General features: G+C 62.2%; 26 protein-coding genes and 1 pseudogene. 10 read left to right on the forward strand and 17 right to left on the reverse strand.

Features of this window, described 5'->3' with window-relative positions; translation table 11 throughout:
• Positions 1-236 precede the first annotated feature (236 nt).
• The 3 genes and pseudogenes from HU736_RS03385 to HU736_RS03395 form a co-directional block, all read left to right on the forward strand.
• Positions 237-461, forward strand: a complete 225-nt coding sequence (locus tag HU736_RS03385; RefSeq protein WP_186698403.1) for a DUF2188 domain-containing protein — start codon at positions 237-239, stop codon at positions 459-461.
• Positions 461-877 carry an HhH-GDP family DNA glycosylase gene (locus HU736_RS03390; protein ID WP_186698401.1) on the forward strand — a complete coding sequence of 139 codons (417 nt, stop codon included), beginning with the start codon at positions 461-463 and terminating at the stop codon, positions 875-877. The genes HU736_RS03385 and HU736_RS03390 overlap by 1 nt, the downstream gene beginning before the upstream one ends.
• 131 nt (positions 878-1008) lie before the next feature.
• Positions 1009-1203 (forward strand): annotated as a pseudogene (locus tag HU736_RS03395) (ATP-binding protein); the annotation flags it as partial.
• Here HU736_RS03395 and HU736_RS03400 read toward each other — a convergent pair.
• A complete protein-coding gene (locus HU736_RS03400; protein ID WP_186698398.1) occupies positions 1171-1863 on the reverse strand; it encodes a DUF421 domain-containing protein in 693 nt (230 codons plus the stop codon). The pseudogene HU736_RS03395 and the gene HU736_RS03400 overlap by 33 nt on opposite strands.
• 230 nt (positions 1864-2093) lie before the next feature.
• Here HU736_RS03400 and HU736_RS03405 point away from each other — a divergent pair, with 230 nt between their 5' ends.
• A complete protein-coding gene (locus HU736_RS03405; protein ID WP_186698395.1) occupies positions 2094-2381 on the forward strand; it encodes a DUF6555 family protein in 288 nt (95 codons plus the stop codon).
• Entirely contained in the window at positions 2378-2770 is a 393-nt protein-coding gene (locus HU736_RS03410; protein WP_103437140.1) for a response regulator, read from the forward strand. Before HU736_RS03405 ends, HU736_RS03410 begins: the two co-directional genes overlap by 4 nt.
• Positions 2771-2821: 51 nt before the next feature.
• On the opposite strand, the gene HU736_RS03415 is transcribed toward HU736_RS03410, so the two are convergent.
• The 6 genes from HU736_RS03415 to HU736_RS03440 form a co-directional block, all read right to left on the reverse strand.
• A complete protein-coding gene (locus tag HU736_RS03415; RefSeq protein WP_186698393.1) occupies positions 2822-3616 on the reverse strand; it encodes an OBAP family protein in 795 nt (264 codons plus the stop codon).
• A gap of 75 nt (positions 3617-3691) precedes the next feature.
• Complete coding sequence (locus HU736_RS03420) at positions 3692-3871, reverse strand: hypothetical protein (RefSeq protein WP_181107198.1); 180 nt, start codon at positions 3869-3871, stop codon at positions 3692-3694.
• 68 nt (positions 3872-3939) lie between these two features.
• On the reverse strand, positions 3940-5334 hold the full coding sequence (locus HU736_RS03425) for an LLM class flavin-dependent oxidoreductase (RefSeq protein WP_186698390.1): 1395 nt from the start codon (positions 5332-5334) through the stop codon (positions 3940-3942).
• A 92-nt stretch (positions 5335-5426) separates the two neighbouring features.
• Positions 5427-6023 carry a TetR/AcrR family transcriptional regulator gene (locus HU736_RS03430; RefSeq protein WP_186698388.1) on the reverse strand — a complete coding sequence of 199 codons (597 nt, stop codon included), beginning with the start codon at positions 6021-6023 and terminating at the stop codon, positions 5427-5429.
• Positions 6024-6035: 12 nt separating this feature from the next.
• Complete coding sequence (locus tag HU736_RS03435) at positions 6036-6884, reverse strand: 3-hydroxybutyryl-CoA dehydrogenase (protein ID WP_186698386.1); 849 nt, start codon at positions 6882-6884, stop codon at positions 6036-6038.
• An 11-nt stretch (positions 6885-6895) separates the two neighbouring features.
• Complete coding sequence (locus HU736_RS03440; RefSeq protein ID WP_186698384.1) at positions 6896-8080, reverse strand: acetyl-CoA C-acyltransferase family protein; 1185 nt, start codon at positions 8078-8080, stop codon at positions 6896-6898.
• Positions 8081-8249: 169 nt separating this feature from the next.
• Between HU736_RS03440 and HU736_RS03445 the strand changes: the two genes are divergently transcribed.
• A complete protein-coding gene (locus tag HU736_RS03445; RefSeq protein WP_186698382.1) occupies positions 8250-9263 on the forward strand; it encodes an AraC family transcriptional regulator in 1014 nt (337 codons plus the stop codon).
• A gap of 7 nt (positions 9264-9270) precedes the next feature.
• Here the strand turns inward: HU736_RS03445 and HU736_RS03450 are convergent, their stop codons facing one another.
• A complete protein-coding gene (locus HU736_RS03450; protein WP_103437148.1) occupies positions 9271-9708 on the reverse strand; it encodes a carboxymuconolactone decarboxylase family protein in 438 nt (145 codons plus the stop codon).
• A gap of 213 nt (positions 9709-9921) precedes the next feature.
• Here HU736_RS03450 and HU736_RS03455 point away from each other — a divergent pair, with 213 nt between their 5' ends.
• Positions 9922-10380, forward strand: coding sequence for a nucleoside deaminase (locus tag HU736_RS03455; RefSeq protein ID WP_103437149.1), 459 nt, complete (start codon positions 9922-9924; stop codon positions 10378-10380).
• Positions 10377-11573, forward strand: coding sequence for a CynX/NimT family MFS transporter (locus tag HU736_RS03460; RefSeq protein WP_186698380.1), 1197 nt, complete (start codon positions 10377-10379; stop codon positions 11571-11573). Before HU736_RS03455 ends, HU736_RS03460 begins: the two co-directional genes overlap by 4 nt.
• Here HU736_RS03460 and pdxR read toward each other — a convergent pair.
• The 6 genes from pdxR to HU736_RS03490 all read right to left on the reverse strand — a co-directional run bounded on the left by pdxR (position 11566) and on the right by HU736_RS03490 (position 19112).
• On the reverse strand, positions 11566-12999 hold the full coding sequence (pdxR, locus tag HU736_RS03465; protein WP_186698378.1) for a MocR-like pyridoxine biosynthesis transcription factor PdxR: 1434 nt from the start codon (positions 12997-12999) through the stop codon (positions 11566-11568). The two genes, HU736_RS03460 and pdxR, sit on opposite strands and share 8 nt — an antisense overlap.
• Positions 13000-13040: 41 nt before the next feature.
• Complete coding sequence (locus HU736_RS03470; protein WP_181003796.1) at positions 13041-13823, reverse strand: EAL domain-containing protein; 783 nt, start codon at positions 13821-13823, stop codon at positions 13041-13043.
• A 244-nt stretch (positions 13824-14067) separates the two neighbouring features.
• Positions 14068-15294, reverse strand: coding sequence for a glycolate oxidase subunit GlcF (gene glcF / locus HU736_RS03475; RefSeq protein ID WP_186698376.1), 1227 nt, complete (start codon positions 15292-15294; stop codon positions 14068-14070).
• Between the two features lie 9 nt (positions 15295-15303).
• Positions 15304-16356 (reverse strand): glycolate oxidase subunit GlcE, encoded by a 1053-nt coding sequence (glcE, locus tag HU736_RS03480; protein WP_186698374.1) that lies wholly within the window; start codon positions 16354-16356, stop codon positions 15304-15306.
• Positions 16356-17855 carry a glycolate oxidase subunit GlcD gene (gene glcD, locus HU736_RS03485; RefSeq protein ID WP_186698372.1) on the reverse strand — a complete coding sequence of 500 codons (1500 nt, stop codon included), beginning with the start codon at positions 17853-17855 and terminating at the stop codon, positions 16356-16358. Before glcD ends, glcE begins: the two co-directional genes overlap by 1 nt.
• Before the next feature lie 24 nt (positions 17856-17879).
• A complete protein-coding gene (locus HU736_RS03490; RefSeq protein WP_186698370.1) occupies positions 17880-19112 on the reverse strand; it encodes a M20/M25/M40 family metallo-hydrolase in 1233 nt (410 codons plus the stop codon).
• A gap of 102 nt (positions 19113-19214) precedes the next feature.
• Between HU736_RS03490 and HU736_RS03495 the strand changes: the two genes are divergently transcribed.
• On the forward strand, positions 19215-20114 hold the full coding sequence (locus tag HU736_RS03495; protein ID WP_186698535.1) for a LysR family transcriptional regulator: 900 nt from the start codon (positions 19215-19217) through the stop codon (positions 20112-20114).
• Between the two features lie 28 nt (positions 20115-20142).
• On the opposite strand, the gene HU736_RS03500 is transcribed toward HU736_RS03495, so the two are convergent.
• Both HU736_RS03500 and HU736_RS03505 read right to left on the reverse strand, forming a co-directional pair.
• The gene (locus HU736_RS03500; protein WP_186698368.1) at positions 20143-21159 is read right to left on the reverse strand and encodes a zinc-binding alcohol dehydrogenase family protein; all 1017 of its coding nucleotides are present in this window, start codon (positions 21157-21159) and stop codon (positions 20143-20145) included.
• A gap of 190 nt (positions 21160-21349) precedes the next feature.
• Positions 21350-21652 carry a DUF2388 domain-containing protein gene (locus tag HU736_RS03505; RefSeq protein WP_101318955.1) on the reverse strand — a complete coding sequence of 101 codons (303 nt, stop codon included), beginning with the start codon at positions 21650-21652 and terminating at the stop codon, positions 21350-21352.
• Positions 21653-21819: 167 nt separating this feature from the next.
• Here HU736_RS03505 and HU736_RS03510 point away from each other — a divergent pair, with 167 nt between their 5' ends.
• The gene (locus HU736_RS03510) at positions 21820-22449 is read left to right on the forward strand and encodes a glutathione S-transferase family protein (protein ID WP_186698366.1); all 630 of its coding nucleotides are present in this window, start codon (positions 21820-21822) and stop codon (positions 22447-22449) included.
• Positions 22450-22494: 45 nt separating this feature from the next.
• Here HU736_RS03510 and HU736_RS03515 read toward each other — a convergent pair whose 3' ends face one another.
• Entirely contained in the window at positions 22495-24609 is a 2115-nt protein-coding gene (locus tag HU736_RS03515) for a TonB-dependent receptor family protein (protein ID WP_186698364.1), read from the reverse strand.
• Positions 24610-24930: the final 321 nt, after the last annotated feature.

The following is a 24930-nucleotide window of genomic DNA, read 5'->3' on the forward strand; positions in this document are numbered from 1 at the left end:
CGCGTGATTACGCAGGAGAGGGCATGCTTGCTCGTGGAGTTCAGTGTAAATGGCCATGGTGCGATATGCGGCGCGCATCTGGGCAGGGGTATTCGCGATCCGTACCGCGATTGTTGTGTCGCTGAACCAGGCAGGCAATGGAACTGAACGATGGCAAATTCGGCCGGTTCAAAGTGCTGTCAGCGGATTGCCGGCACTCAGGTGGCAGCCCGCATCATCCAGCAGGAGTATCAACCATGGACACCTATCACCTGACACCCACTGCCGATGGCTGGGAATTGAAAAAGACCGGCGCCGAACGCGCCACCGAACGCAGTGCAACCAAAGCCGCCTTGGTCGCCCAACTGGGTGAACTGTTTGCCAGCAAGACTGCGTCCGTCAAGATTCACAAGGCTGACGGCACCCTTGAAGAAGAGCGCACCTACCCGCGTTCAGCCGATCCGCGGCGCAGCGAGGGGTGATGGAAGTCAGCGCCTCAAGCCTGGGCATCGATCTGAGCCACGACTCTGCCGGCTGGTACAAGTGGCTGCTGGCGTGCTTTCTCGTTGGTAAACGGATTCGTTCGTCGGTGGCACTTGCGGCGTATCACGCGCTGGTGGTGGGCATTGGTCTGGACACTCCGGCAAAACTGGCGAGTTGCCCTCACCGTACTTTGGTGAGGCAGCTCGGCAGTGCTGGTTACGCTCGCTACGATGAATCCAACGCCAGGCGCCTGCATGCACTTGGCGGTCGCCTGCAAAGTGAGATGGCTAACTATTTGGACCTTAACGTCAAAGTGGATGCAGCTCGCCTGAGTCAATGGTTGCTCAGCTTCGACGGTATCGGTCCCAAGACGCTGGAAATATTCATGCGGGAGTTGCACAGCGCGCAACGGTGAATCAATTACATATTCCGGGGTATGCCGCGAGCGGAATGGCGCTGCACGAGGAGGCCTACGATTGTCGTCCTAGAGAATCAATGACGCGCGCTTTGGCCTCGGGGGTAGGGCGCGCACGGCATTTGATCAAGGATCACTCGCGTAATTCCCAGTCCGGCGGTTACGGGCTGGGGCTGAGCATCGCCAAGCGCATCGCAGAAAATCAACAGGGCAGCCTGCTCTTGAGCAACCGCCAGGGCGGCGGGCTTTGCGTGCGTATTTTCATTGCCCAGCGCAAGGCCGACACGCGCCCATCAACGGTTGCGCACGGTAGTCAGGGCGGGTGACCACACGCCATGCCCGCAGCGCGTGCATGAGCGCTGTTCGGCGCTGTCGTGGAATACGCTGAGGCCGCAGCTTACACAGCAGTACAGCCCGGGGCCGGGTGGTACCTTGTACTCCGGGCGATGCTCATCAGGCAGGACCGACAGGCCGGGCCGGGTTTCTTCGGCGGTGTAGAAATACAAACTGACATCGCCGTCCGTTTCCAGAAGTCCAAGCCTGACCTGGCCCAGATGTTCGACGCCTTGCTGGCGCAACTCCATGAACAATTCTTTGGACGAGATATTCAAGTTGCGCAGTGAGTGGATCTCATAGATGCCGTCTTTCACTACAGTAATGGGTACACCATCGATCCAGGCTTCACAGGTTTTACTACGCGTCATGATGTAGATGGTTACGCGATAGAGCAGTAGCAGTGTCACAAATACCAGCGCAACGGGCAGTAGTGGCACATCTTCATAAAAAGTGACGTCACCCGCAGCGGAACCCAAGGTCAGAATCACCACCAGCTCAAAACGCGAGAGTTGCTTGATCCCACGCCGGCCACTGAACTTGAGGAAGAAGAACACCGCTAGAAACGCGGCCAGTACGCGGCAGGCGACCTCCAGCAGAAACGTCCAGGGCAGGTCGCCCAGCAGCATGCGTTGCAACTCGAACGGCTCCATCCATGACCTCGATTTCGATTGGCTTCGCTAGGATTGACCGCGGCTGGCATGGCGCAGTTCATCAAGCGCCAGGGCTGCCCCTATGAAACGAATTGGGCTTATTATTTGTACAATATATTTATTATGTACAAGAAAAGCCCCGCGCGCGCTGGAGAATGTAAGCGAAACTGTAAATTAGTGAATTTTCAGAATTGCCAGGCAGTCCTAAATACTTAGGGGAGGACTGCACAATGTTGGGTCAAAAGTTATACATCGTTGAATACGCACTTCGCGGCGCCGAGCGTAACTTCGTTATCCGACTGGAGCGGATGGACAATGCCTTGGCGTGGCACTGGGCGGGGTGTGATGCCGGGATTGCGGTCATCCCGCGCTTCGGTCAGCACAATATAAAACATGTCAGCCGGCCCATGGCTGAACGCTACGGATTGGAGAACGTGCGCTGGCGGCTCGCAGGGGCAGGCCCGGCAGTTGCTCTCGAACAGCCGTCGGCGAGCCGCGAGGTCGAGGAACCCCATTGAAATTCACGTCCGAAGGTGCGGTGCTGGCCGGCAAGTCGATACTGGTGATCGAGGATGAGCCCCTGCTGCAGGAGTTGATGTGCGCAATCCTCAGCGAACTGGGTGCGCAATGTTCGGCGTTTGCCAACGCCGAGGATGGCCTGATGGTATTGCTCAAGCGTCAGGATCAATACTCGCTGGTGATTGTCGACCACTCCTTGCCGGGTGATATCAAAGGGCTGGAATTGGCAGCGATGGTGCGCCAGCGCTGGCCCGCCACGCCTGTTCTGGTTACCTCCGGGCATGCCCTTCGGAGTAGCGATCTGGGCGCTGACCAGCGTTTTTTGATGAAACCTTGGTCAGTCCAAGAGTTGAGCGCAGCGGTGTTCGCCGCGCTTGACGGCGATTAGCCACGCCTAAGTCAGGCGGGCCTCGGCCCGCCCAAGCAAGTGCTAGAGGCGCTACTGTGACGAGCGGCTGTTGCTGGCGGGCGGCGTCGCTTTGGCGGGGTGATGCAGATGCGCCCCGGTCGGATCTTCGAGCTGAATTACATTGCCATGCTGCCAGCCATCCGCTGCCGCATCAGCCGGCGGTATCTTGATGTCGGCGCGTTGCGCACGCGTCCTCGCGCTGTCGACTCCCAGGCGTTGATTGCGCTGTTCGACCATCTTCGGATCAGCCTGGCCGTCTGCAGTAAAGCCCATCATCAGTTGCGGCACGCCAACCGGCAGGGCCTTGTCCTGGTCGGTATGCCAGGTGTGCCAGGTCTTACCGTAGGTATGGGCGAGCCGCTGCATCAGCGCATGTTCTGCTACCTGCGGTATGCCCGGGGCAATCAACTGGCCGGATGAAACCTCAAAGCCGTGGCTGTGCCACATGGCTTTTTCCTTGGCTGGCAAACCGGCGAACAGCTTTTCATCGATGATGTATTCAACGCCCATGATCTTCGCCTGCTTGGTATTGCCGTCGAAGATCACGCACTGGATCACGTCCTCGTTGAGGATAGAGCAGTAATGGTGGGCCTCCATTTGCACGTCGGGGTGGCCGTTGTAGAAGTGAAAGCCATCCAGGTAGGCGTTGATGGCTTCGATTGGCGGTTTAGCCTGCAGGGTAGCGGCACCTGCTTCGAGTAGCTGGGTCTTCGCTGACTCAGGCCGGCCTGGCGTCTCCACCGGCGAATGTGTATCGGCAGCCGAGCATGCCCAAAGGGCGCCGCAGGCGATGGAGAGTGATATCAGTTGGAGTGGCTGGCGCATATTCAAGCCCTGTGCAGAGTGTCCTCAAGGGACAACCCGCCGGCTTGAATACGACAGTGCCACTGACCAATGGCATTACGACTCGGCATTCTCGCGACGAGCGCGCTGGATGCGGCTGACCACGATCTGCACGACTACTGCAACCAGGCATAGCAGGCCGATGCGCCAGCTGCCCTCGACGGCGTAGTGCTCGGCTACCTTGCCAGCAAGGATGACGCTGAGAAAGATGGCGACAGGCAGGATCAATTTGTTCATTGCAAAAACCACAGATGATTCAACGAGCCGCCATCCTACAGCTATGCGCACCATGCTCCTACTGCTGATCAGGCAAAACGGAACGACGCGCCATGGGCCGAAGCCGGCAGGTAGCTGGAGCGGTCATTGCGCAGGCGTGAACGCAAGGTGCCGCTTTGTGGCTGGGTGCGGTACAGGCCACGTTTCTGCAAGGCCGGGATCACCAGTTCGACGAAGTCTTCCAGGCTGCCCGGGCTGATCAGCGGGTTGATCATGTAGCCGCTGGTGCCGGAGATTGCTGCGTGCTCCTCGATGCGCTGCGCTACCTGCTCAGGCGTGCCGACCAGGATCAGGTCGGTGCCTCGGGTGACGCTGGCAAAGCGCTCTTTCACATCGCCAGCGGTCAGCGGCTTGCCGCTGCCGTCAGGGCGCATCATGTACGAGGTCAGGCCTTCGGTGTGGGTCGCCAGGGGTTCGTTGTCGGCGTAGCGGCTGATGTCGATGCCCGTGTCGCCGGCGTAGCTGACCAGTTGCGCTTGCAGGTGGTAGTTGCTCTGCAGTTGCTCGTATTTGCGCTGCGCCTCGATTTCGGTTTTGGCGGTGACGATCCGCAGCACCGTCAGCGACTTTACATCGTCGGCATGGCGACCACGGGCCTGCGCCTGGGCCCATATTTCATCCAGACCCTGACGGATTTCCAGCGGGTTGGACTTGGCGATGAAGATCAGCTCGGCGTGTTTGGCGGCAAACTCGCGCCCGCGCCCGGACCAGCCGGCCTGGATAAGCAGCGGTGTGCGCTGGGGTGACGGTGAGCTGAGGTGCGGGCCGGCGACGCGGTAGTGTTCGCCAATATGGTTGATCGGCCGCACGCGTTCACCCTGGGCATAGAGTTGGCGGGACTTGTCGGCGACCACCGCGTCCTGCGCCCAGCTGCCTTCCCACAGCTTGTAGACCACATCGAGGAATTCTTCGGCACGCTCGTAGCGGTCATTATGCTTGATCATCTGTTCCAGGCCGAAGTTGCGCGCGGCGCTGTTCAGGTAGGAGGTGACGATGTTCCAGCCGACCCGGCCATTGCTCAGGTGATCCAGCGTGCTGAAGCGCCGGGCATGGGTGAAGGGATGTTCGTAGCTGGTGCTGACGGTGACCCCGAAGGCTAGGTTTTCAGTCACTGCAGCCAATGCCGGGATGATCATCAGCGGATCATTGGCAGGCGCTTCGACGGCCCACTTGAGGGCAGCGTCGGCTGTGCCGCCATAGCCATCGTAGAAGCCCAGCACATCGGCAAAGAACAGCATGTCGAGGTTGGCCTGATCGGCGATTCGCGCCAGGTTCGACCAGTAGCTCAGCGAGTTGATGCTCAGGCGTTCGTCGGCCGGGTGGGTCCACAGGCTCGGCGCACCGCCACAGCCGACACTGGCTTGTTCATACAGGGCAAACAGCAAAGGTTTGGGATCAGCTCCCGGGTGCGGCGAAGTGCTCAAGTTGCGGCTCCAGTCCAACAGAATTAGTTAGATTGAAGCGCACTAAAAAATCTAAATAAACGACTTATTGGGAATATAAGACTCTGTTGCGGCTATATGACCGCATCTTTGAGGGTGCGCTCGATACCGCCCAGCAGCAGGCTCTGCATCAAGCGCAGGCCCTCATCCTCGGCCAACCCGCGGCCCTGTAGCCAGCCAGGCAGTTGATTGAGCAGTGCGCCGAGCGCTTGCCCGGTGGCCGTCAGCGCCGGACCACTGAGGCGTGTCTGTGGTGCCACCAACTTCAGCAAGCCCGCCTGATAACGCAGGCGAACCAGCGCCAGCCGCGCCTGCTGCTCATCGCTCAGGCAACACAGATCGCGTTCGACCAGGCGGAACTGCAAGCCGCGCTCAGCGTGCAGTTGCCAGTGCGCTGCGATCACCGCAGGCAGCGCCGGCTTGCCTCGGGCCAAGGCCTTGCGGCCCTGGTCGAGGGTCGCCTGCAGCTCCTCGTACAACTCTTCGATCAGGTCATAGAGCAAATCCTGCTTGCTCGGAAAATGGTGATACAGCGAGCCTGCAGTCAGGCCGACATGCGCCGCCAGCTCACGCATGCTGACCTGGCCAAAGCCCTTGGCGGCGAACAGTGCCATGGCCTTGTCGCGACGCTCGTCAAAATTGCTGCAGCGCAGGGCGGCATTGGCCGACATGGCGGGCGCTCCTCAGTAGGTGAAGAAGCCGCGACCGCTTTTGCGGCCGAGGTAACCGGCCGCGACCATTTCCCGCAGCAGCGGAGCAGGGCGGTACTTGCTGTCGTTGAAGCCATCGACGAATGCCTCCATTATCGCCAGCACTGTGTCCAGGCCGATCAGGTCAGCCAACGCCAGCGGGCCGATTGGCTGGTTGCAGCCCAGGCGCATACCGGTGTCGATGTCTTCAGCGCTGGCCAGGCCTTCCTGGCGCACGAAGATGGCTTCGTTGATCATCGGCAGCAGGATACGGTTGACCACAAAGCCCGGACGGTTGCCAGCTGTGATCGGCGTCTTGCCGAGCTTTTCGGTCACCACCAAGGCCTGGGCGTAGGTGCTGTCGTCTGTCTGCAAACCACGGATGATTTCCACCAGCGCCATCATTGGCACCGGGTTGAAGAAGTGCACGCCGATAAAGCGCTCGGGGTGCTCGATGCCGGCGGCCAGCTGGGTTACCGACAGCGATGAGGTGTTGGTCGCGATCAGGCAATCGCTACTGACGTTGGCCGCGGCCTGTTGCAGGATGCGCTGCTTCAACTCAAGGTTTTCGGTCGCAGCCTCGATCAACAGCTGCACATCGCGCAGGTCTGCATAATCGGTGCTGGTGCGAATCCGGCCCTTTGCTGCTGCGGCCTTGTCGGCCTCGAGCGTGCCCTTGCTGACCTGGCGTTCGAGGTTCTTGTTCAAGGTCGCCATACCGCGCTCCAGCGCAGCATCGCTGACGTCGATCAGCAGCACCTGATAGCCCGCCACTGCGCACACCTGGGCAATGCCGTTACCCATGGTCCCGGCGCCGATCACTGCAATCCGTTCAATGCTCACAACGCCGCTCCTTATACGCGTTCAAAGACAACAGCGATGCCTTGGCCGCCGCCGATGCACATGGTCGCCAGGGCATAGCGGCCCTGCACCCGCTGCAGTTCATGGATGGCCTTGGTAGCAATGATTGCGCCGGTGGCGCCGACGGGGTGACCGAGCGAGATGCCCGAGCCGTTCGGGTTGACCTTTTCAGGGTCGAAGTCCAGCGCGCGAGCCACTGCGCAGGCTTGCGCGGCAAACGCCTCGTTGGACTCGATCACATCCAGGTCATTGACCGTCAGGCCGGCCTTTTGCAGCGCTTTTTGCGTAGCCGGAATCGGTCCCAGGCCCATCAGTGCCGGCTCGACGCCGGCATGGGCGTAGGCTACCAACCGCGCCAGCGGCTTGAGGCCCAGCCGGCGTACCGCTTCACCGGTGGCCAGCACCAGGCCGGCGGCGCCGTCGTTGATACCGCTGGCATTGCCTGCAGTGACCGTACCATCCTTCTTGAACACAGTCTTCATCGCAGCCAGCTGCTCGGCGCTTACATCGCTGCGCACATGCTCGTCGACGGCGAACTGCACTGGGCCTTTGCGGGTTTTCAGTTCCAGCGGCACGATCTGGCTGTCAAAACGGCCTTCGGCAATCGCCCGGGCGGCGCGTTGCTGGCTGGTCAGCGCCAGCTCGTCCTGCATCTGCCGGGTGATGCCGTGCTTGGCCGCGACGTTCTCGGCGGTGATGCCCATGTGGAAATGCTCGAACGGGTCCTGCAGCACACCGACCAGATAATCGATGCCTTGCAGATCACCCATGCGTGCGCCCCAGCGCGCCTGTGGCAGCAGGTACGGCGCGCGGCTCATCGACTCGGCGCCGGCCGCCAGGGCGATATCGGTGTCGCCCAGCAGCAAGCTTTGCGCGGCCGAGACGATCGCCTGCAGGCCCGAACCGCACAGGCGGTTGACGTTGAAGGCTGGGGTTTCCTTGGGAATGCCGGCATTCATCGCCGCCACCCGGCCCAGATAGGCGTCGCGGGCTTCGGTGGGGATGACGTTGCCCATCACTACATGACCAATCTGCTCGGCAGCCACGCCGGAGCGCTCGATGGCGGCACGGGCCAGCGCCGTGGCGAGGTCGGCCAGCGGCAGGTCCTTGAGGGCACCGCCAAAGCCTCCGATGGCGGAACGGACGGCACTGACGACGTAGATTTCTGTACTGCTCATGGCGGGCTCCAGTTGCGAAGGCGTAGCGGGACGGGGCCAGGCTCTGCGAGAATGGCCGCCATCTGTGGATGGCCCGAGTCTAGGCAATGCCTGCCTCGCGGCCTATGTCGGATCTGCTCATTCAACCTGGCGTTTTTTGCCACTCAGCATAGACAAGCGAACCCCAGCCATGCGCGATAGCGATTCGGTCGCGGTGTATTTTCTCCAGGCCATGCTGCATGCCCTGGCTGATCAGCCGCAGTTGCGCGATGCACAGTTGCGCGCCGTGGGCATAGCCCCTGAGCTGCTTGAAGACCCGGAGGCACGGGTGCCGGCCAAGACCTTTGCCCAGCTTTGGTTAAGTTTGATCCAGGTGCTGGACGACGAATTTTTCCGCCTCGACAGCCATGGCATGCCGCTGGGCAGCTTTGCCTTGATCTGCCGTGGGTTGATTCAGGAGCCCAGCCTGGACAAGGCACTGCGTCAGTGCCTGGGCAATTTCGGCCTGTTTCTGCGCGACCTGCGTGGCTCGATCAGCGTGCGTGGCTCGCGCACAGTGATCAGCGTGCAGTCGAGCATTGCCGATCCGCTGACCCGGGGGTATGCCGAGGAAACCTATCTGGTGCTGGTGGTCGGTCTGCTGTGCTGGTTGGGCGGTCGCCGGTTGCAGATCGAACGCACCGAGCTGGCCATTGCACGCCCGCCACTGGAAGATGACACGCTGCTGTGGGGCGCTGACCTGCGCCTGGGCAGTGGCTGTACCGAGGTGGAGTTCAACAGTGCCGACCTGCGCCTGCCCGTAGTGCAGGACCTGGCCGCCCTGAAGAGTTTTTTGCGCACTGCGCCGCAAGGGCTGGTCATTCGCTTTCGCAATCAGAACGGCCTGGTGGCGAAGGTTTATCGCCACCTCAAGGCCCGCGATTATGGCGAGTGGCCGACGCTGGTCGGCCTGGCAGAGCAGCAGGGTTTGAGCGCCAGCAGCTTTCGCCGGCAGTTGCAGCGCGAAGGGCGCTCATACCAGCAGATCAAGGACGAAGTACGTCGGGCGATGGCCTTCGAACGCCTGCGCGAAGGCCGCTTGAGCATTGCCGAAATCGCCGAGCAGACCGGTTTCCAGGAGCCCAGCGCGTTTCACCGGGCCTTCAGGAAATGGACCGGGCACAGTCCTGGTAGCTATCGCTCGCAGCTGCTCGGACGCGAGTAACCGCGGCTTAGGCCGGGATCATTGCGAACCCTACGCCGAAACGATTCCAGGCGTTGATGGTGGCAATTGCCAGCGTCAGGTTGACCACTTCCGCAGGCTCGAAATGCTCCTGCAGCGCTTGATACTGGTCTTGCGGCGCACCGTGTTCAGGCAACTTGGTCAGGCTCTCGACCCAGGCCAGTGCCGCCCGTTCGCGAGGGGTGAAGTAGTGGGTTTCCTGCCAGACCAGCAAGGTTTGTAAACGGGCCTCGGTTTCGCCGGCCTTGCGCGCATCATTGCTGTGCAGGTTGACGCAGTAGGCGCAGCCGTTGATCTGCGATGCGCGCAGGCGGATCAGCTCGAGCAGCGAGGTTTCCAGGCCACTGTTGGCCAGCGCCTGCTCCAGGCTGAGCATGGCTTTGTAGGCTTCGGGCGCGTGTTTGGCCCATTCAAGGCGACTGTGCATGGTTTGGCTCCGGTAGGTGCTAGAGGCCGCCGGCTGGCGGGCTGTTGCGCAAAGCTTAGCGCCGGGCAGCGTGGCGCCCGATAGCCAATCCCCGGCTTTGCCAGGAGGCCAATGGCGCTATTCAGGTGGCCACTGACAGGCATCCAATCTCTTCATTTCAGCCTTGACCCTGGAGTCGGGATAATCAGCGCATCGCTTACCGGAGATTCATTCATGTCCAACCCAAGCCATATGCGCGAAGCGCTGGATCTGGCCCGAGAGAATATTCAGGCCGGCGGCCGTCCGTTCGGGGCTGTGCTGGTCTATCAAGGTCGGGTAGTGGCGCGTGCCGTCAATGAGATCCACAGCAGCCAGGACCCAACTGCCCATGCCGAAATGCAGGCCATCCGCCAGGCGTCGCAGGTGCTCGGCACAGCGCGCCTGGACGGGGCCGAGATCTATGCCAGCGGTCACCCGTGCCCGATGTGTCTGGCGGCCATGCACCTGTGCGGCATCGAGCGCGCATGGTTTGCCTACGACAACGACGAGGGCGCTGCCTTCGGCCTGTCGACCGCTGCCGTATACGCTGAAATGGCCAAGCCGGCGCAACAGCAAAGCCTGCCTTTGCGGCCACTCAAGCCGCAGGGCGAGGCTGGCCTGTATCAACAATGGCAGCAGGCCCAGCAGGTATGAGAGGTGCATTGAACCTGCTGCTGATCATGCTCCTGGCGCTTAATCTGCGGCCGATCCTGACCAGTATCGGGCCGTTGCTTGAAGCGATGCGCGCCAGTACCGGCCTTGGCTATCAGCAAGCGGCGCTGCTGACTGCGTTGCCGGTGCTGTGCATGGGCCTGGTGCCCTTGACCCAGCCCTGGCTGCGACGCTGGCTGAGTGAGCATGGCGGCATGCTATTCGGCTTGGGCGCCATCGCTGCGGCATGCCTGTGGCGTTTGCAGGTGGCCAGCGCGTGGGCGCTGATCGTCAGTGCTTTGCTGGCCGGGATCGGCGTGGCGCTGGTGCAAGGCATGATGCCGGGGTTGGTCAACCGCTGGTTCCCGCAGCGGCTGGCAGCGAGCATGGGCCTTTATTCAGCGGCGTTGATGACCGGCGGCGGCCTGGCGGCGGTGCTTGGCCCGCACATCAGCGAGTACTTTCAGCGCTGGCAGGTCGGCCTCGGCATCTGGGCAGTGCCGGCGCTGCTGGCAATGCTTGCCTGGGGTGTGTTGCGTCCACGCCAGGCGCCTGCACAGGCATCGGGCGCGGCGCGCGGGCACTGGTTCGGCAATCGCCGGGCGTGGTTGCTCGCACTGTACTTCGGCCTGATCAACGGCGGTTACACGAGCATGGTGGCGTGGCTGCCGGCCTATCATCTGGAGCACGGCGGCACCGCTCAGGGCGGGGGTGACCTGGTCGGTTTGATGACCGTGTTCCAGGTCATCGGCGCGCTGGGGATGCCATTGCTGTTGCGCCATTTGATGGATCGCCGGCCTGGCCTGTGGCTGGCGTTGCTGGTGCAACTGTGCGGCTTCAGCGGGCTGCTGCTGGCACCCAACAGCGCGATGGGCTTGTGGGTCGGCTTGATCGGTTTTGGTCTGGGCTCATGTTTCAGCCTGAGCCTGACCTTGACTCTGGAGCATGTGAAAACCCCAGCAGAGGCGGGTAGCCTGGCGGCTTTCGTGCAAGGTATCGGCTTTATCATTACCGGCATCGTGCCGTACATCACCGGCTGGCTGCGCGATGTCACCGGCGACTTTCAGGCCTCCTGGACCTTGCTCACGCTGACGGTAGTGGCCATGTTGCTGGTCACCGCTCGGTTCGTCCCGCAGGGCTACGCTGGCGCGATGGCCCGGCCAGTACGTGATGCCGAGGTGCAGCCGCTCAGCTGATCTGGCGCAGGGTATCGGCGACCCGGTCCAGCGCCGGGTCGATATCCAGTAGCTCGATGGCGCCGAAGCCCAGTAGCAGGCCAGGGCGTACGGGCACCTCGCTGAAGAACGGCGCCAGCGAATACAGGCCGACCTCGACCTTGCGCACCAGCTTGATCAGCAACTCGACATCGACAGTGGGGCTGGCCATCGCGCTCATGTGGAAGCCAGCATTGGCCGGCACCGCACTGAACCATGGCGCCAGGTCCCCCTGCAAACGCTGCAGGATCCGCCCGCGGCGGGCGCTGTAGATTTCGTGGCAACGGCGGATGTGCTTGCTCAGGTAGCCCTCGTTGATAAACCGCGCCAGTGCCCACTGTTGCAGGGCCGGGCTGTGCAGATCGCTCAGGTGCTTGGCCACGCAGGCGGCGCGCAGTACTGCGGGCGGCAGCACCGCATAGCCGAGGCGCAATTCCGGCAGCAAGGTCTTGGAAAAGGTCCCGACATACGCCACCAGGCCGTGCCGGTCGAGCCGCTGCAGGGCGTCGCTGGTTGGTCCCTGATAGCGGAACTCACAGTCATAGTCGTCTTCGATGATCAGCGCGCCCAGCTCAGCGGCCCTGTCCAGCAAGGCCTGGCGGCGTGCTTCGCTCATCGGCATGCCCAGCGGAAATTGATGCGATGGCGTCACATAAATCAGCCGGGTGCCAGGCTCGATCTGTTCAACACACAGGCCTTGCTCATCCACCGGCACCGATTGCAGTTGAGCGCCCAAAGCGAGAAACAGCTGGCGCGCCGGTGAATAGCCGGGGTCTTCCATGGCCACTCGACAGCCCGGCTCGAGCAGCACCCGGGCGATCAGGTCCAGCGCTTGCTGGGCACCGTTGCAGACCAGGATGTCCGCCGCACTGCAATGCACGCCGCGGGCGTAGGCAATATGATGGGCGATGGCTTCGCGCAGCTCCGCCAGGCCCTGGGCATGGAATTGCCGTTCGGGGTGGCGCTGGCTGCGCCGCAGGGCGTACTGCATGCAGCTGCGCCATTGGTCGAACGGGAACTGTGCCTTGGACGAAGCGCCCCCGATGAAGTCATAGCGCGACGGGCTGTTCAAACCGGGCCTGGCGAGCACCGTCGCGCGTTGCTGCCAGCGTTGCAGCGACGCGCTGGCCGCCAGTTCGACCACCGTCGTAGGAGTTGCCTGAGGCGCGCGCCGCTGGCTGATGAATGTGCCGCGGCCAACCACGGCGCTGAGCAAGTTGTCGTAGGTTAGGCGCGAATACGCCTCGGCAACGGTCTTGCGCGACACGCCCAATTGCTCTGCCAGCAGGCGCGTTGGCGGCAGTTGGCTACCCGCCGCGAGGTGGCCACTGTCGATACCGGCGCGCAGCTGCTGATAGAGCTGATCGGCAAGGCCTTTGCCCCCTTCGAGGCGAATGTGCAGTTCCATGGAGCATTCCCGAGCGCGTCTGAATGCTCAGGATACCTGCTCTAGCAGACAGTTTCGCGCCCAGGCCAGTGCACGTCCGGCAGCGTCTCGAAGCCAGGGCGGGCGAACAGATAGCCCTGGAACAGATTGACGCCCAGGCTGCGCAGTGTCAGGTACTCCTCGACGCGCTCGATACCTTCAGCGATCACCGTGATGTCGAGCTTGCGGCAGATACCGACGATGCCTTCGACAATCGCGCAGCGTGCGCGGCTCTGGTGAATATCGCGGATCAGTTCCATGTCGATCTTGATGATGTCTGGTTGAAACTCTGCCAGCAGACCCAGCCCCGAATAGCCAGCCCCGAAGTCGTCGATCGCGGTCTTGAAGCCAAGCTTCTGGTACTCGAGCACAATGCCGCGCAGGTGCTGCTTGTCGACCATGCTTTCGTTTTCAGTGAACTCGAAGATGATCCGATTGGCAGGGAAGTTGAAGCGCTGAGCAGCATCGAGCGTGGCACGGATACACGCGGCTGGCTGATACACCGCGTTGGGCAGGAAGTTGATGCTCAGGTAGGTCGGCAGCGCGAGCTTGGCGGCCAGCTCCACCGCCTTGACCCGGCACGACTGGTCGAACTTGTAGCGATTGGCCTGAGTGACCTGGTCGAGGATGCTCTTGGCACCGCTGCCATCGGTGCCGCGGACCAAGGACTCGTAGGCGAATACGGCCGAACTTGACGCGTCGATGATCGGCTGGAAGGCCATGCTGATGGCAAACGGCAGCGGTTCGCTGTCACGACAGTGACGGCACCCAGGGGAAGGGGTTTCGCCGGTGCTGGAAATGTTCATTGCGGGTGCCTCTTGATGGCTGGGTATCAACATCTCGCCAGAGGCGGAAATGGCTTGAACGTACGGGCCTCTTCCTGAGGTAGACAGCTCGGGTATACGGTATGACTGCATTAATGTGCACATGGTATGCAAAAACAGTGGGCGCGCGGGGCGAATACCGACGTATGGCACTTTGGTATTACGGCTGCAGGGTACGTTTCAGAGCGTTTTTGCGCCACTCTTGAGAACAGATCAAGCGAGTTCATCAGCCCTGCGCGGTCAACGCTTGCTCGACGATTTCGATCCAGTGCCGCACAGGCGTGCGGCCCGCGCCGTCGAGATGGGTCTGACAGCCGATATTGGCAGTGGCGATGATCTGCGGTTTGCCGCTTTCCAGCGCGTCCAGGCGATTATCGCGTAGTTGCCGGGCCAACTCGGGCTGGGTCAGCGAGTAGGTACCTGCCGAGCCACAGCACAGGTGCCCGTCCGGCACGCGGGTGAGACTGAAGCCCAGCCGTGTCAACACGGCTTCCACCGCACCGCCGAGTTTGAGCGCATGTTGCAGCGTGCAGGGGCAGTGGAACGCCAGCCGTTGTTCGTGGCACAGGCCGAGCTGCTCCAGCGGCTCGTCGCGCAGAACCTCCACCAGGTCACGGGCGAGGGCGCTGATGCGGGCGGCTTTGCCGGCGTACAGCGGGTCGTGGGCAAGCAAATGGCCGTACTCATGGATAAACGCGCCGCAGCCGCTGGCGGTCTGCACAATGGCTTCAGCTCCGGCCTCAACCGCCGGCCACCAGGCATCAATGTTGTTCCGGGCGCGTTGCAAACCCTGTTCTTGGGCGTTCAAGTGATACTCCACCGAGCCGCAACAGCCCGCCGCCGGGCTTGGCTCGACACTGATGCCGAGGCGATCGAGCACGCGTGCGGTGGCGCTGTTGGTGTTGGGAGAAAATGCTGCTTGTACGCAGCCTTCAAGCAAGAGCACGCGGCGATTGTGCCGTGGCGCCGGGCGCAGGCCTGGCGCTGTCACGCTTGCAGGCAACTTGGTTTTTAGACCCGCCGGTAGCAGCGGGCGCAGTACCTGGCCGCTGCGAGTCAGCGCCTGGAACAGGGTTGGGCGTGGCACCACGGCGCGCAGCGCCCCACGCAGCAGGCGTTGACCGAGCGGGCGGGGTACCTGTGCCTCGACCACGGCGCGGCCGATGTCCAGCAGGTCGTGGTATTGCACGCCTGAGGGGCAAGTACTTTCGCAGTTGCGGCAGGTCAGGCAGCGGTCCAAATGCAGTTGGGTGCTGGTGGTGGCCGGCGCGCCTTCCAGCACTTGCTTGATCAGGTAGATCCGCCCACGTGGCCCATCCAGTTCGTCGCCCAGGAGTTGGTAGGTGGGGCAGGTGGCGGTGCAGAAACCACAGTGCACGCAGGAGCGCAGAATGCGCTCGGCTTCTGCGCCGCGTGCCAGGCCTTGGGCTGCTTCGCTCAGATTGGTCTGCATGATCTGCCCTCACAAGTCTGCATACATACGCCCGGGATTGAAGATGCCCTGGGGGTCGAGCTGCTGTTTGAGTGTTCGGTGGTAGCGCAGCAGCGCTGCGGGCAATGGGGTAAAGCTGTCAGCAACCGCCGAATAGCCCGTGGCGTGCCCTCCGAGGGCAGCGGCCTGGCTGCGGATCTGCGCAGCGGGTGCTGTGGACTTCAGCCAGCGTTGGGCGCCGCTCCAGTCGATCAGCTCGCGCCCAGGCAGGCCGGTGGTGCCTGAGGCAATTGGCAGCGACAGGCGCCAGAGCGGCTGCGAATCGGCAAAAAACGCCAGCCGCTGCTCGCGCAGATCGTCCCAGAAGCGGCTATCGATCAGCTCGCCGCCGAGGCGCTGAAATGCCGACTGTACCGACCCTTCGCCACCCTCCAGGCGCAGGCAGAGTGCCTCGCCGTCATGGCAGGCTGCGCTGATCGGCAGCGGCTGTTGACCCCATTCAGCGAGCGCACTGAGTGCCAGATGCGCAGGCATGTGCAAGCGCAGGCTGAGGCATTGGCGCGGTCGCGGCAGCACTTTGAGCGAGACTTCGGTGAGCAGCCCAAGGCAGCCGAAGCTGCCGGTGAGCAGGCGTGACAGGTCGTAGCCGGCAACGTTCTTCATCACTTCGCCGCCGAACCGCAGCAACTTGCCGTGGCCGGTGATGACGCGGCTGCCGAGAACATGGTCGCGCGCCGCCCCCGCCCAGGGCCTGCGTGGGCCGGAAAGACCCGCAGCAACCGTGCCGCCCACTGTTGCTGCCGGCCCCAGATGCGGCGGTTCCCAGGGCAGGATCTGCCCAGCTTCAGCCAATACGGCTTCGATTTCAGCCAGTGGCGTCCCGGCGCGCGCGGTCAGGACCAGCTCGGTAGGGTCGTAGCTGATGATGCCGCTATGGCCGCGGGTGTCGATGAGCTTGCCTGCAACGTGGTTGCCGAGCATGGCCTTGCTGTTGCTACCCTGGATACGCAGTGGCGTATTAGAAGCCAGCGCCTGCTTGACCTGATCAAGCAGGTCCTGGCTCAGATCACCGGCAAGGCTCATCAGAAGCGCTCCAGGTCAGGGAAGGGCAGTTGGCCATGGTGTACATGCAGGGCGCCAAATTCGGCGCAGCGCTGCAGGGTCGGAATGTTCTTGCCGGGGTTGAGCAGCCCCCGCGAGTCAAACGCTGCCTTGACCGCGTGAAACAGGGTGATTTCGTCGCTGTTGAACTGCACGCACATCTGATTGATCTTTTCCCGGCCGACGCCATGCTCGCCGGTAATGCTGCCACCCACCGCCACGCACAGCTCGAGGATCTTGCCGCCGATGGCTTCAGCCCGCTCCAGCTCGCCCGGCACATTGGCATCAAACAGGATCAGTGGGTGCATATTGCCATCGCCGGCATGAAACACATTGGCCACGCGCAACCCATATTCTGCGGACAACTCAGCGATCGCACTGAGCACCCGCGCCAGCTGGCGGCGGGGGATCGTGCCGTCCATGCAGTAGTAGTCCGGTGAAATCCGCCCCACGGCAGGAAAGGCGTTCTTGCGCCCGGCCCAGAAACGCACCCGCTGCGCCTCGTCGCAGGCCAGTTGCACCTGGCTCGCCCCAGCCTGCTCCAGCACGGCCTGCACCCGCGCGCAGTCAGCCGTTACATCGGCTTCGACGCCATTCAGTTCACACAGCAGGATCGCCGCTGCGTCCACCGGGTAGCCGGCATGGATGAAGTCTTCAGCGGCGCGGATAGCCAGGTTGTCCATCATCTCCAGGCCCGCGGGGATGATCCCCGCTCCGATGATTTCGGCAACCGCGCGGCCAGCGTCCTCGACGCTGTTGAAGCTGGCCAACAGCACCCGCGCCACCTGCGGCTTGGCCAGCAATTTGACGGTGACTTCGGTGACAATGCCGAGCATGCCTTCGGAGCCGGTAAACAGCGCCAGCAGGTCAAAGCCCGGGCTGTCCAGGGCATCACTGCCCAGACTCAGGTGCTCGCCTTCGATGGTGAGGATGTCGACTTTGAGCAGGTTGTGCACGGTAAGGCCGTATTTCAGGCAATGCACACCGCCGGCGTTTTCAGCCACGTTGCCGCCAATCGAACAGGCGATCTGCGACGACGGATCAGGTGCGTAGTAGAGGCCGTACGGCGCTGCAGCCTGAGAGATGGCCAGGTTGCGCACGCCAGGTTGCACCCTGGCATAACGCCCCTGCGGGTTGACCTCAAGGATCTGGTTGAAGCGCGCCATCACCAGCAGGATGCCTTTGCTCAACGGCAAGGCGCCGCCGGACAAACCAGTGCCTGCGCCGCGCGCAACCACCGGCACCCCGCGCTGGTGGCAGACCTTGAGCAGCGTCTGCACCTGCTCCAGTCGCACTGGCAGTACCACCAGCAATGGAAGTGTGCGATAGGCCGAGAGGCCATCGCACTCATACGGTCTGAGGTCCTCGTTGCGGTGCAGAATCTCCAGGTCGGGCAGGGCGCTGCGCAGCGCCCCCAGTACCTCGGCCTGGTCGATGGCCGGCAGCCGGCCATCGACGCGTTCATCGTAGAGAATGTTCATCACGCTCCCTCACGAGTGCAAGGCTTACTGCGCCAGCTTCCTGATCATCGCCACCGTCAGGTACAAGCGCGGTGCGACACTGGCCAGCTCGATGTACTCGTCATCGCCATGCAGCCCGGCACCGACCACGCCCATGGTTTCCAGCACTGCAGGCTTCGCGCTGCCCGGCACGTAGGCATACCCAGCGTCGGTGCCAAAGCGCATCGCAATTGGCTCAAGCGTGCGGTCGATCTGGCCATACAGCTGGCCGGCGGTTTTGGCCAGGGCACTGGAGCCTTCATTGCGCGCCAGGGGGGGGCGGCCTTTCTCGAGGGTGACGCTGGTCTGGGTGTCGCCGATCAGCTGCTTTTGTGCGATGCGTTTGGCATCGGCCGCGACGCGATCACTTTCGCTCAAGTCCGAATAGCGCATGTCGGCTTCGGCCGTGGCAAGGGCAGGAATGATGTTGGCCTTTTCGCCGGCTTTTGCCAGGGTCCAGTTGACCGTGGTGCCTTTGTTGGCATCGCCCAGGTCCTTCAACTGGAGGATCTGATGGGACAATTCGGTCAGTGCGTTGCGGCCTTCTTCAGGTGCAGAACCAGCGTGCGAGGAGCGGCCTTTGACTTCGAGTTTGAGGCGGTTGATACCGTTGGTGGCGACAGTGACGGCGTCCTTGTCCGGCGGCTCGTAGGAGAATACGTAATCATGCTTGCGGGCCAGCTCGGCGATGATCTTTCTGGAGCCGGCGGAGCCCATTTCTTCATCTGGATTGAACAGTACGGTTAGCGTCCGGTAGCCTTTGAATTGCTGGTCCTGCAGCAGCTTGAGCGCGTGCAGGATCATCGCCACGCCGCCTTTGGCATCGGCAACACCGGGTCCGTAGGCGCGTTCGCCTTCGATACGGAACGGCCGCTTGGCCACCGTGCCGGGGCCGAACACGGTGTCGTAGTGGACCATCAGCATGAAGTCTTTGCTGCCGGTGCCCTTGAAGGTACCGACGATGTTGTCGCCAACAGAAGGTGTGGCGGGATGGGTTTCAACCTGGGCACCGAGCGCCTTGAGGCGCTTGACCAGTTCAGCGCTGACCTGGCTCAGGCCTGCTTCGGTGCCGGTACCGGTGTCGACCGAGACCAGGCTTTTGAGGGTGTCGAGGTAATGTGCTTGCTCTGCTTGGGCTTGCTTGAGCAGGTCCTGTGGGGTCGGTTCGGCGGCAATGGCCTGGGAGCAGGCCAGGCACAGGGCGAGGGCGGCGGCAAAGGGTGGGCGGGGCATCGGCATTGGTGGTCTCTTTTTATTGGCTTGAACTGTCAGCCTAGACCCTCAGCGCTCTACGGCAAGGCTTTGGCTTGAATCAGTGAGGATTGGCGGTTGATCAAGAAACTGGTGCGCATGGACGATCTGCAGGTATTCGTCACCACCGTCGAGGCCGGCAGCTTCTCGGCGGCGGCGCGGCAACTGGATATTTCGCCGGCCTTGGCCAGCGGTGCGGTGCAGCGCCTGGAGCGCAGCCTGGGTATCCGTTTGTTCGTGCGTTCGACGCGCAAACTGCGCCTGTCCGACGATGGCCAGCGCTACCTGCCGCATGCCCGTCAGGTGCTGGAAGCACTCAGCGAGGGTGAGTTGGCACTGGCTGACGGGCGCGAGGAAATTGCCGGGCCGCTGCGCCTGTCGATGCCTTCCGATCTGGGCCGTAACCTGCTGTTGCCTTGGCTGGATGAGTTTCAGGCGGCGCACCCACGGATCGAACTGCAGCTAAGGCTGAGCGACCAGGTCGCGGACTTTTTCAGTGACCGGCTGGATGCGGGGATTCGTTATGGGCAGTTGGCCGACTCCAGCCTGGTGGCGCTGCCGCTGGCGGCGAACAACCGGCGCATCCTCTGCGCAGCACCTGCCTACCTCGCCCGGCATGGTGCGCCGCGCACCCCAGAAGATCTCACCCAGCACAACTGCCTGCGCTACATGATGGGCGATCTGACCCATGAACGCTGGAACTTTCATACCGAGCACGGCGTCAAGGCGGTGATGGTCGCCGGCGATCGCACCAGTGATGATGCCGATGTGGTGCGGCGCTGGGCGGTGGCGGGGCTGGGTGTGGTGTTCAAGTCGCAGCTGGATGTGCGCGCCGACCTCGAGGCCGGGCGGTTGGTCGAGCTGTTCCCGCGGGCCTGGGGGCAGCCGACGCCGTTACACCTAGTGTGTGCCCACCGGCAGTCATTGACGCCGGTGGTGCAGCAATTGCGCGCATTCCTGTTACAGCGGCTGCAGGCTCTGGGCGATTGACCCAGGTACAGCCGCTGGCTGAGCAAGCCTAGGCGTCGAACCCTGCAAGAACGATCTTGCCCTTGGCCTTGCCGCTCTCGATCAAGGCGTGAGCCCGGCGCAGGTTCTGTGCATTGATCGCACCGAAGTGCTCACCCAACGTGGTGCGCAACACCCCTTCGTCAACCAGTGCCGCAACCCGATCCAGCAATTGGTGCTGCTTGATCATGTCGGCGGTCTGGTACAGCGAGCGGGTGAACATCAGCTCCCAGTGCAGCGACAACGATTTGCGCTTGAGCGGCACGACGTCAAGGGTTGCCGGGTCATCGATCAACGCCAGCCGACCTTGTGGACGCAGGACTTCGATCAGCTGAGCGAAGTGGCGGTCGGTATGGGTCAAGCTGATGACCATGTCGACCTGGCCATCGCCGATCTGGGCAATCTGTGTGGGCAGCGGCTGGCTGTGATCGACCACATGATGCGCGCCCAAGTCCTTGACCCATTGCTGGGTTTCGGCACGTGAGGCAGTGCCGATCACGGTCAGGTCGGTCAGTTTGCGGGCCAGTTGGGTAAGAATCGAGCCCACCCCACCGCCAGCACCGACGATCAGCAGGGTCTGCCCCTGGCCGCCACCTTCGGCAACGCCCAGGCGGTCGAACAACAGCTCCCAGGCGGTAATCGACGTCAGCGGCAGCGCTGCGGCACTGGCGGCGTCGAGGCTGCGCGGTTTGTGCCCGACAATGCGCTCATCCACCAAGTGAAACTGGCTGTAGCTGCCGGGTCGGTCGATGGCGCCGGCGTAGAAGACCTCATCGCCTGGCAGGAACAAGCTGACGTCGCTGCCGACCTCCCGGACGATACCCACGGCGTCCCAACCGAGTACTTTCGGCTGTGCGGTGCTGCCGCTGCCGGCGCGGACCTTGGTATCGACCGGGTTGACCGAGATGGCCTGCACTTCGACCAGCAGATCGCGGGGCCCAGGGGTGGGCTGCTCAAGCTCGGTGTCGAACAATGCCGCAGGATCGCTGATCGGCAGGCCGTGCTGGGTAAAGACAATGGCTTTCATGGAGGCTGTTCCGCTGAGTGGTGAGGAGTTGCAGCAACCATAGCGGCTGTCTGTGGGGGCACCAAGGCGTGGCGCGCCGAGACTGTTTCGTCAATTTATTGAAAATGACGGAGGATTATCAAAGCCGCACAGCAAAAGACCACGCTACGCGGGGCGTAGACGTGGTCCGGTTAGATAGCGGGGTCAGCAATCAGTTGTCTTGCGACAGGATCGCCTGAGCCAGCTCTTCGTCACTGACCTGCAGGCCAGGGTTGCTTTGACGCGCCTGCTCCAGCGCCGATTCAACGTAAGCGCCACGGATGGCACCGCCGCTGGCCACGAATGCCGACAGCTCGTCACGCGCCGGGATGATCCGTTTGTCATCCTTGAAGGTCGAGTACAGGGAAGCGGATACACCCGCCGATGTAGCGATATCACGGCCATCGACACGGGCCATCGCCGAGCCAACAGGCAGCAGAACCAACAGCGAAGAAACAACAATCAAACGACGCATGGCGAAACCTCCAGAAGGGTGAAGCCTAGGGGAATGTCTGCATGATAATAAGAGCGGCAATGACTGAAACTAGTTCAATTGGCTGCGTGCGCGCAGTGGTCGGCGTACCCGAGCCATGCTCTACTGCTGGACGAGCTGTCTCACTCAACCCAAGCTGAAGGTCGACCATGTCTGAATACACGCTGCACTGCTTTGGTGAATCCGGCAACGCCTACAAGGTTGCGCTGATGCTTGAATTGACCGGTTGCGATTGGCAAGCGGTGCCGGTCGACTTCTTCAATGGCCAGACCCGAGATGAAGACTGGCGCAGTCAGGTCAATCAACAGGGCGAAGTGCCGGTGCTCGAACACCGCGGCAAGACCCTGACCCAGTCGGCACTGATTCTTGAATACCTGGTCGAGCAGACGGGTAAATTCGGCTGGCAGAGTGACGATGAGCGCCGTGAGATCTGGCGCTGGATGTTGTTTGATAACCACAAATTCACCAGCTATTACGCAACCCTGCGTTTTCTTTACGGTTTGAAAAAGACAGGTGAAACCGAAGTCACGACGTTCTTCCGCGATCGGGCAAAAGCGGCCTATCGCGTGGTCGACCAGCACCTGAGCACCACGCCCTATATGGTCGGCGGGCGCTTGACCATCGCTGACCTATCGCTGGCCGGCTACGTGTACATGCCTGAAGATACCGGCATGCAGCTGAGTGATTTCCCTCATATCGAAGAATGGAAACAGCGGATCCAGGCCATGCCCGGCTTCAAGTTGCCCTATGAACTGATGCCGCGCGCCTCGAACCTCTGAGCCGTCGGCGTTGCTCCGCTTGCGCGGGGCAACGCCGGCTTGCCGTCAGTAGCGCAGCTCGAGCCCAACATAGGCGCCGATGCCGTCGCCCGGCCAGAACGACGCCGAATCCTGCCCGCGCGCGTTGTAGACGGGGGTAATGGCCGAAACATAAGCTTTGTTGGCCAGGTTTTTCACGTCCAGCGAGACCTTCCAATTGCCCTTGGGCGCCTCGTAACCCACTTTCGCGCCCCAGATCGTGTACGAAGGCGCATACAGTGTATTGGCGTAGTCCACTGCCGTGCGCGATGCCGACTGCACGTTGACGCCGCTGTACCAGCCGCTGTGGTGCTGGTATTGCAACTCGCCTTGATAGACATGCTTGGGGATGCCAGGGAGCTGGTTGTCGCCGAAGGTATCGTCGTTGCGGTAGTAGAAGTCGTTCAGGGTGTAAACCTGGCGCAGGCGCACCTGATCGCCTTGCGGGTTTTGCCACAGGCGGGTGTTCAGGCCTGCTTCGATGCCCTGGTGAATGGTCGGCGTGGCATTGAATGCGCCGGTGACCGCCGCCGCGCCGTTGCTGGCGGGGATGATCTGCACGTTGAGCAACTCGTTGTGAATCCACGAGCGGTACAGCGCCAGGCTGCCGTCGAAGATCCCGTGCGAGCCTTTGATGCCGACCTCGAATGTGTTGCCTTTCTGTTCAACCAGCGGGCGAATGTACGGCAGGGTCGGGCCGGAGCCTGAGTATTCCCAGGATGCCGGCGGGTCGATACTGCGGCTGAGGTTGGTGAATACCTGCAGGTTGGGGCTGAACTCATAGCGCAAACCGACCCGCGGGGCGACGCTCCAGTTGTCGTAGTCGACATGCTGCGGGAAGTCGGTGCGGTTGGGGTTTACCGCGTAGTCGATGTCGGCCTTGCGTCGCACGTTGACGAACGACACACCGCTGGTCAGCCACAGGCCATCGACCAGGTTGAGGTCATTGCCCAGGGCGATCACCCGGTCGAACGAATCCTGATAATCGACTTTCTTCAAGCTGACCTTATCGTCATTGGCCGAATTGACCCCGCCGCGCAGGTGCTGGGTTGAGGTGAAGGCAACGCTGCTGCGGCTTTCATGGCCGAACAAGGTGTCGATGCGGTCATAGCCGAGGAGCAGGCCGAGGTCGTGCCAGTCCCAATAGCTGGGGTTGGTCGGGCTGCGCGGGTTATTGGTGTGGCGGTAGTCGTGGTAGGACAAACCGACGGTCAGCCGGGCATCGTCATCGAAGGTGTAGGTGGTCTTGCTGCCCAGCCAGATGCTGCCGGGGCGGCGCGCACCGGCACCGCTGCTTTCGGCGGTCGCACTGGCCCGGCGTGGGTTGTGCTTGGCTGCGGCGAGGGTCGTCGCGCTCGGGTCATTGTGGAATTCGTCGCGGTAACGCAGCAATACCCGCGTTTCAAGTTTGGGGCTGAAGCGGTAGCCGGCATTGGCAACCATGCCTGAACTGCGCGACAGGCTGTAGTCGCGGTAGCCGTCGTTGCGGTAGTTGTCGGCTTGCAGGTAGTAATCCAGGTCGCCCTCGACCCCGCCATAACTGATGCTCTGCTTCTGGTAACCATAGCTGCCGGCCTCGCCACGCAGGCGCAGGCCGGGCGCGGTATAGCCACTGTGATTGACGAAGTTGACCGCGCCGCCGAGGGTCAAGGCACCGTACTGGAAGGCGTTGGCGCCGCGCAGGATCTCGGTGTAATTGACACCCGCGGCGTTGAGGAACTCATACGGCGTACCGCCCGGACCGGTCAGCGGCAGGCCATCGAAGAGGAACTTGATGCCTTCCCGAAAGTAGCCCGGCGAGGTGTTTGCGCCCGAGCCTCGAATGGAGATCTTGGCCGCATCGTTGCCGCCGGTGGACTGCACGAATACCCCCGGCTGATAGCCAAGCGTGTCCTGCAGGTTGCCGGTGCGGCCTTTTGCGACTTCTTCGCTGTCGACCACGCTGGTGCCACCAGGGACCTCTGCCAGTTGGCTGCTGGCCGCTTGCGCAGCAGTCTGCTTTGCCCCTTGGACGGTGACGGTACCCAGGGTCCGTTCGGTCTCTGCGGCATACAATGGGCTGGCCAGGGTGGCGCTAAGGGCTGTGGCCAGGGTGGCGTGGCGGACGGCCACACGCAGTTGATTGGGTTGCAGCACAGGCATTGGGGTAATCCTTGAAGTTCATTAGTTAGTTGCCTCGGCGTTCTATGGGCATAGTCAGGCCTGTCACAAATTGCAGAGCAGGTTTTATGCCAGCTTGGGGAAAGACACTGCGCGGCGGCGCGCGCCGCCACACTGTCTTCGATGCGTGAGTAAAAAGCACCTTAATTGTTGCTCGGCTGTCGGCATTCAAACACTTAAGGTTATATGTTAATTACTCGAATTAAGGACTGAAATTGTCTTTGCAAAATTGCTCTGATGGCCGTGCTTGAGCGCTTATTGGAAAGATATCCGCAACTGTTGGCTGAGCAACAGGGTGGCAAC

It is taken from the genome of Pseudomonas shirazensis, assembly GCF_014268785.2.
Classification (GTDB): domain Bacteria; phylum Pseudomonadota; class Gammaproteobacteria; order Pseudomonadales; family Pseudomonadaceae; genus Aquipseudomonas; species Aquipseudomonas shirazensis.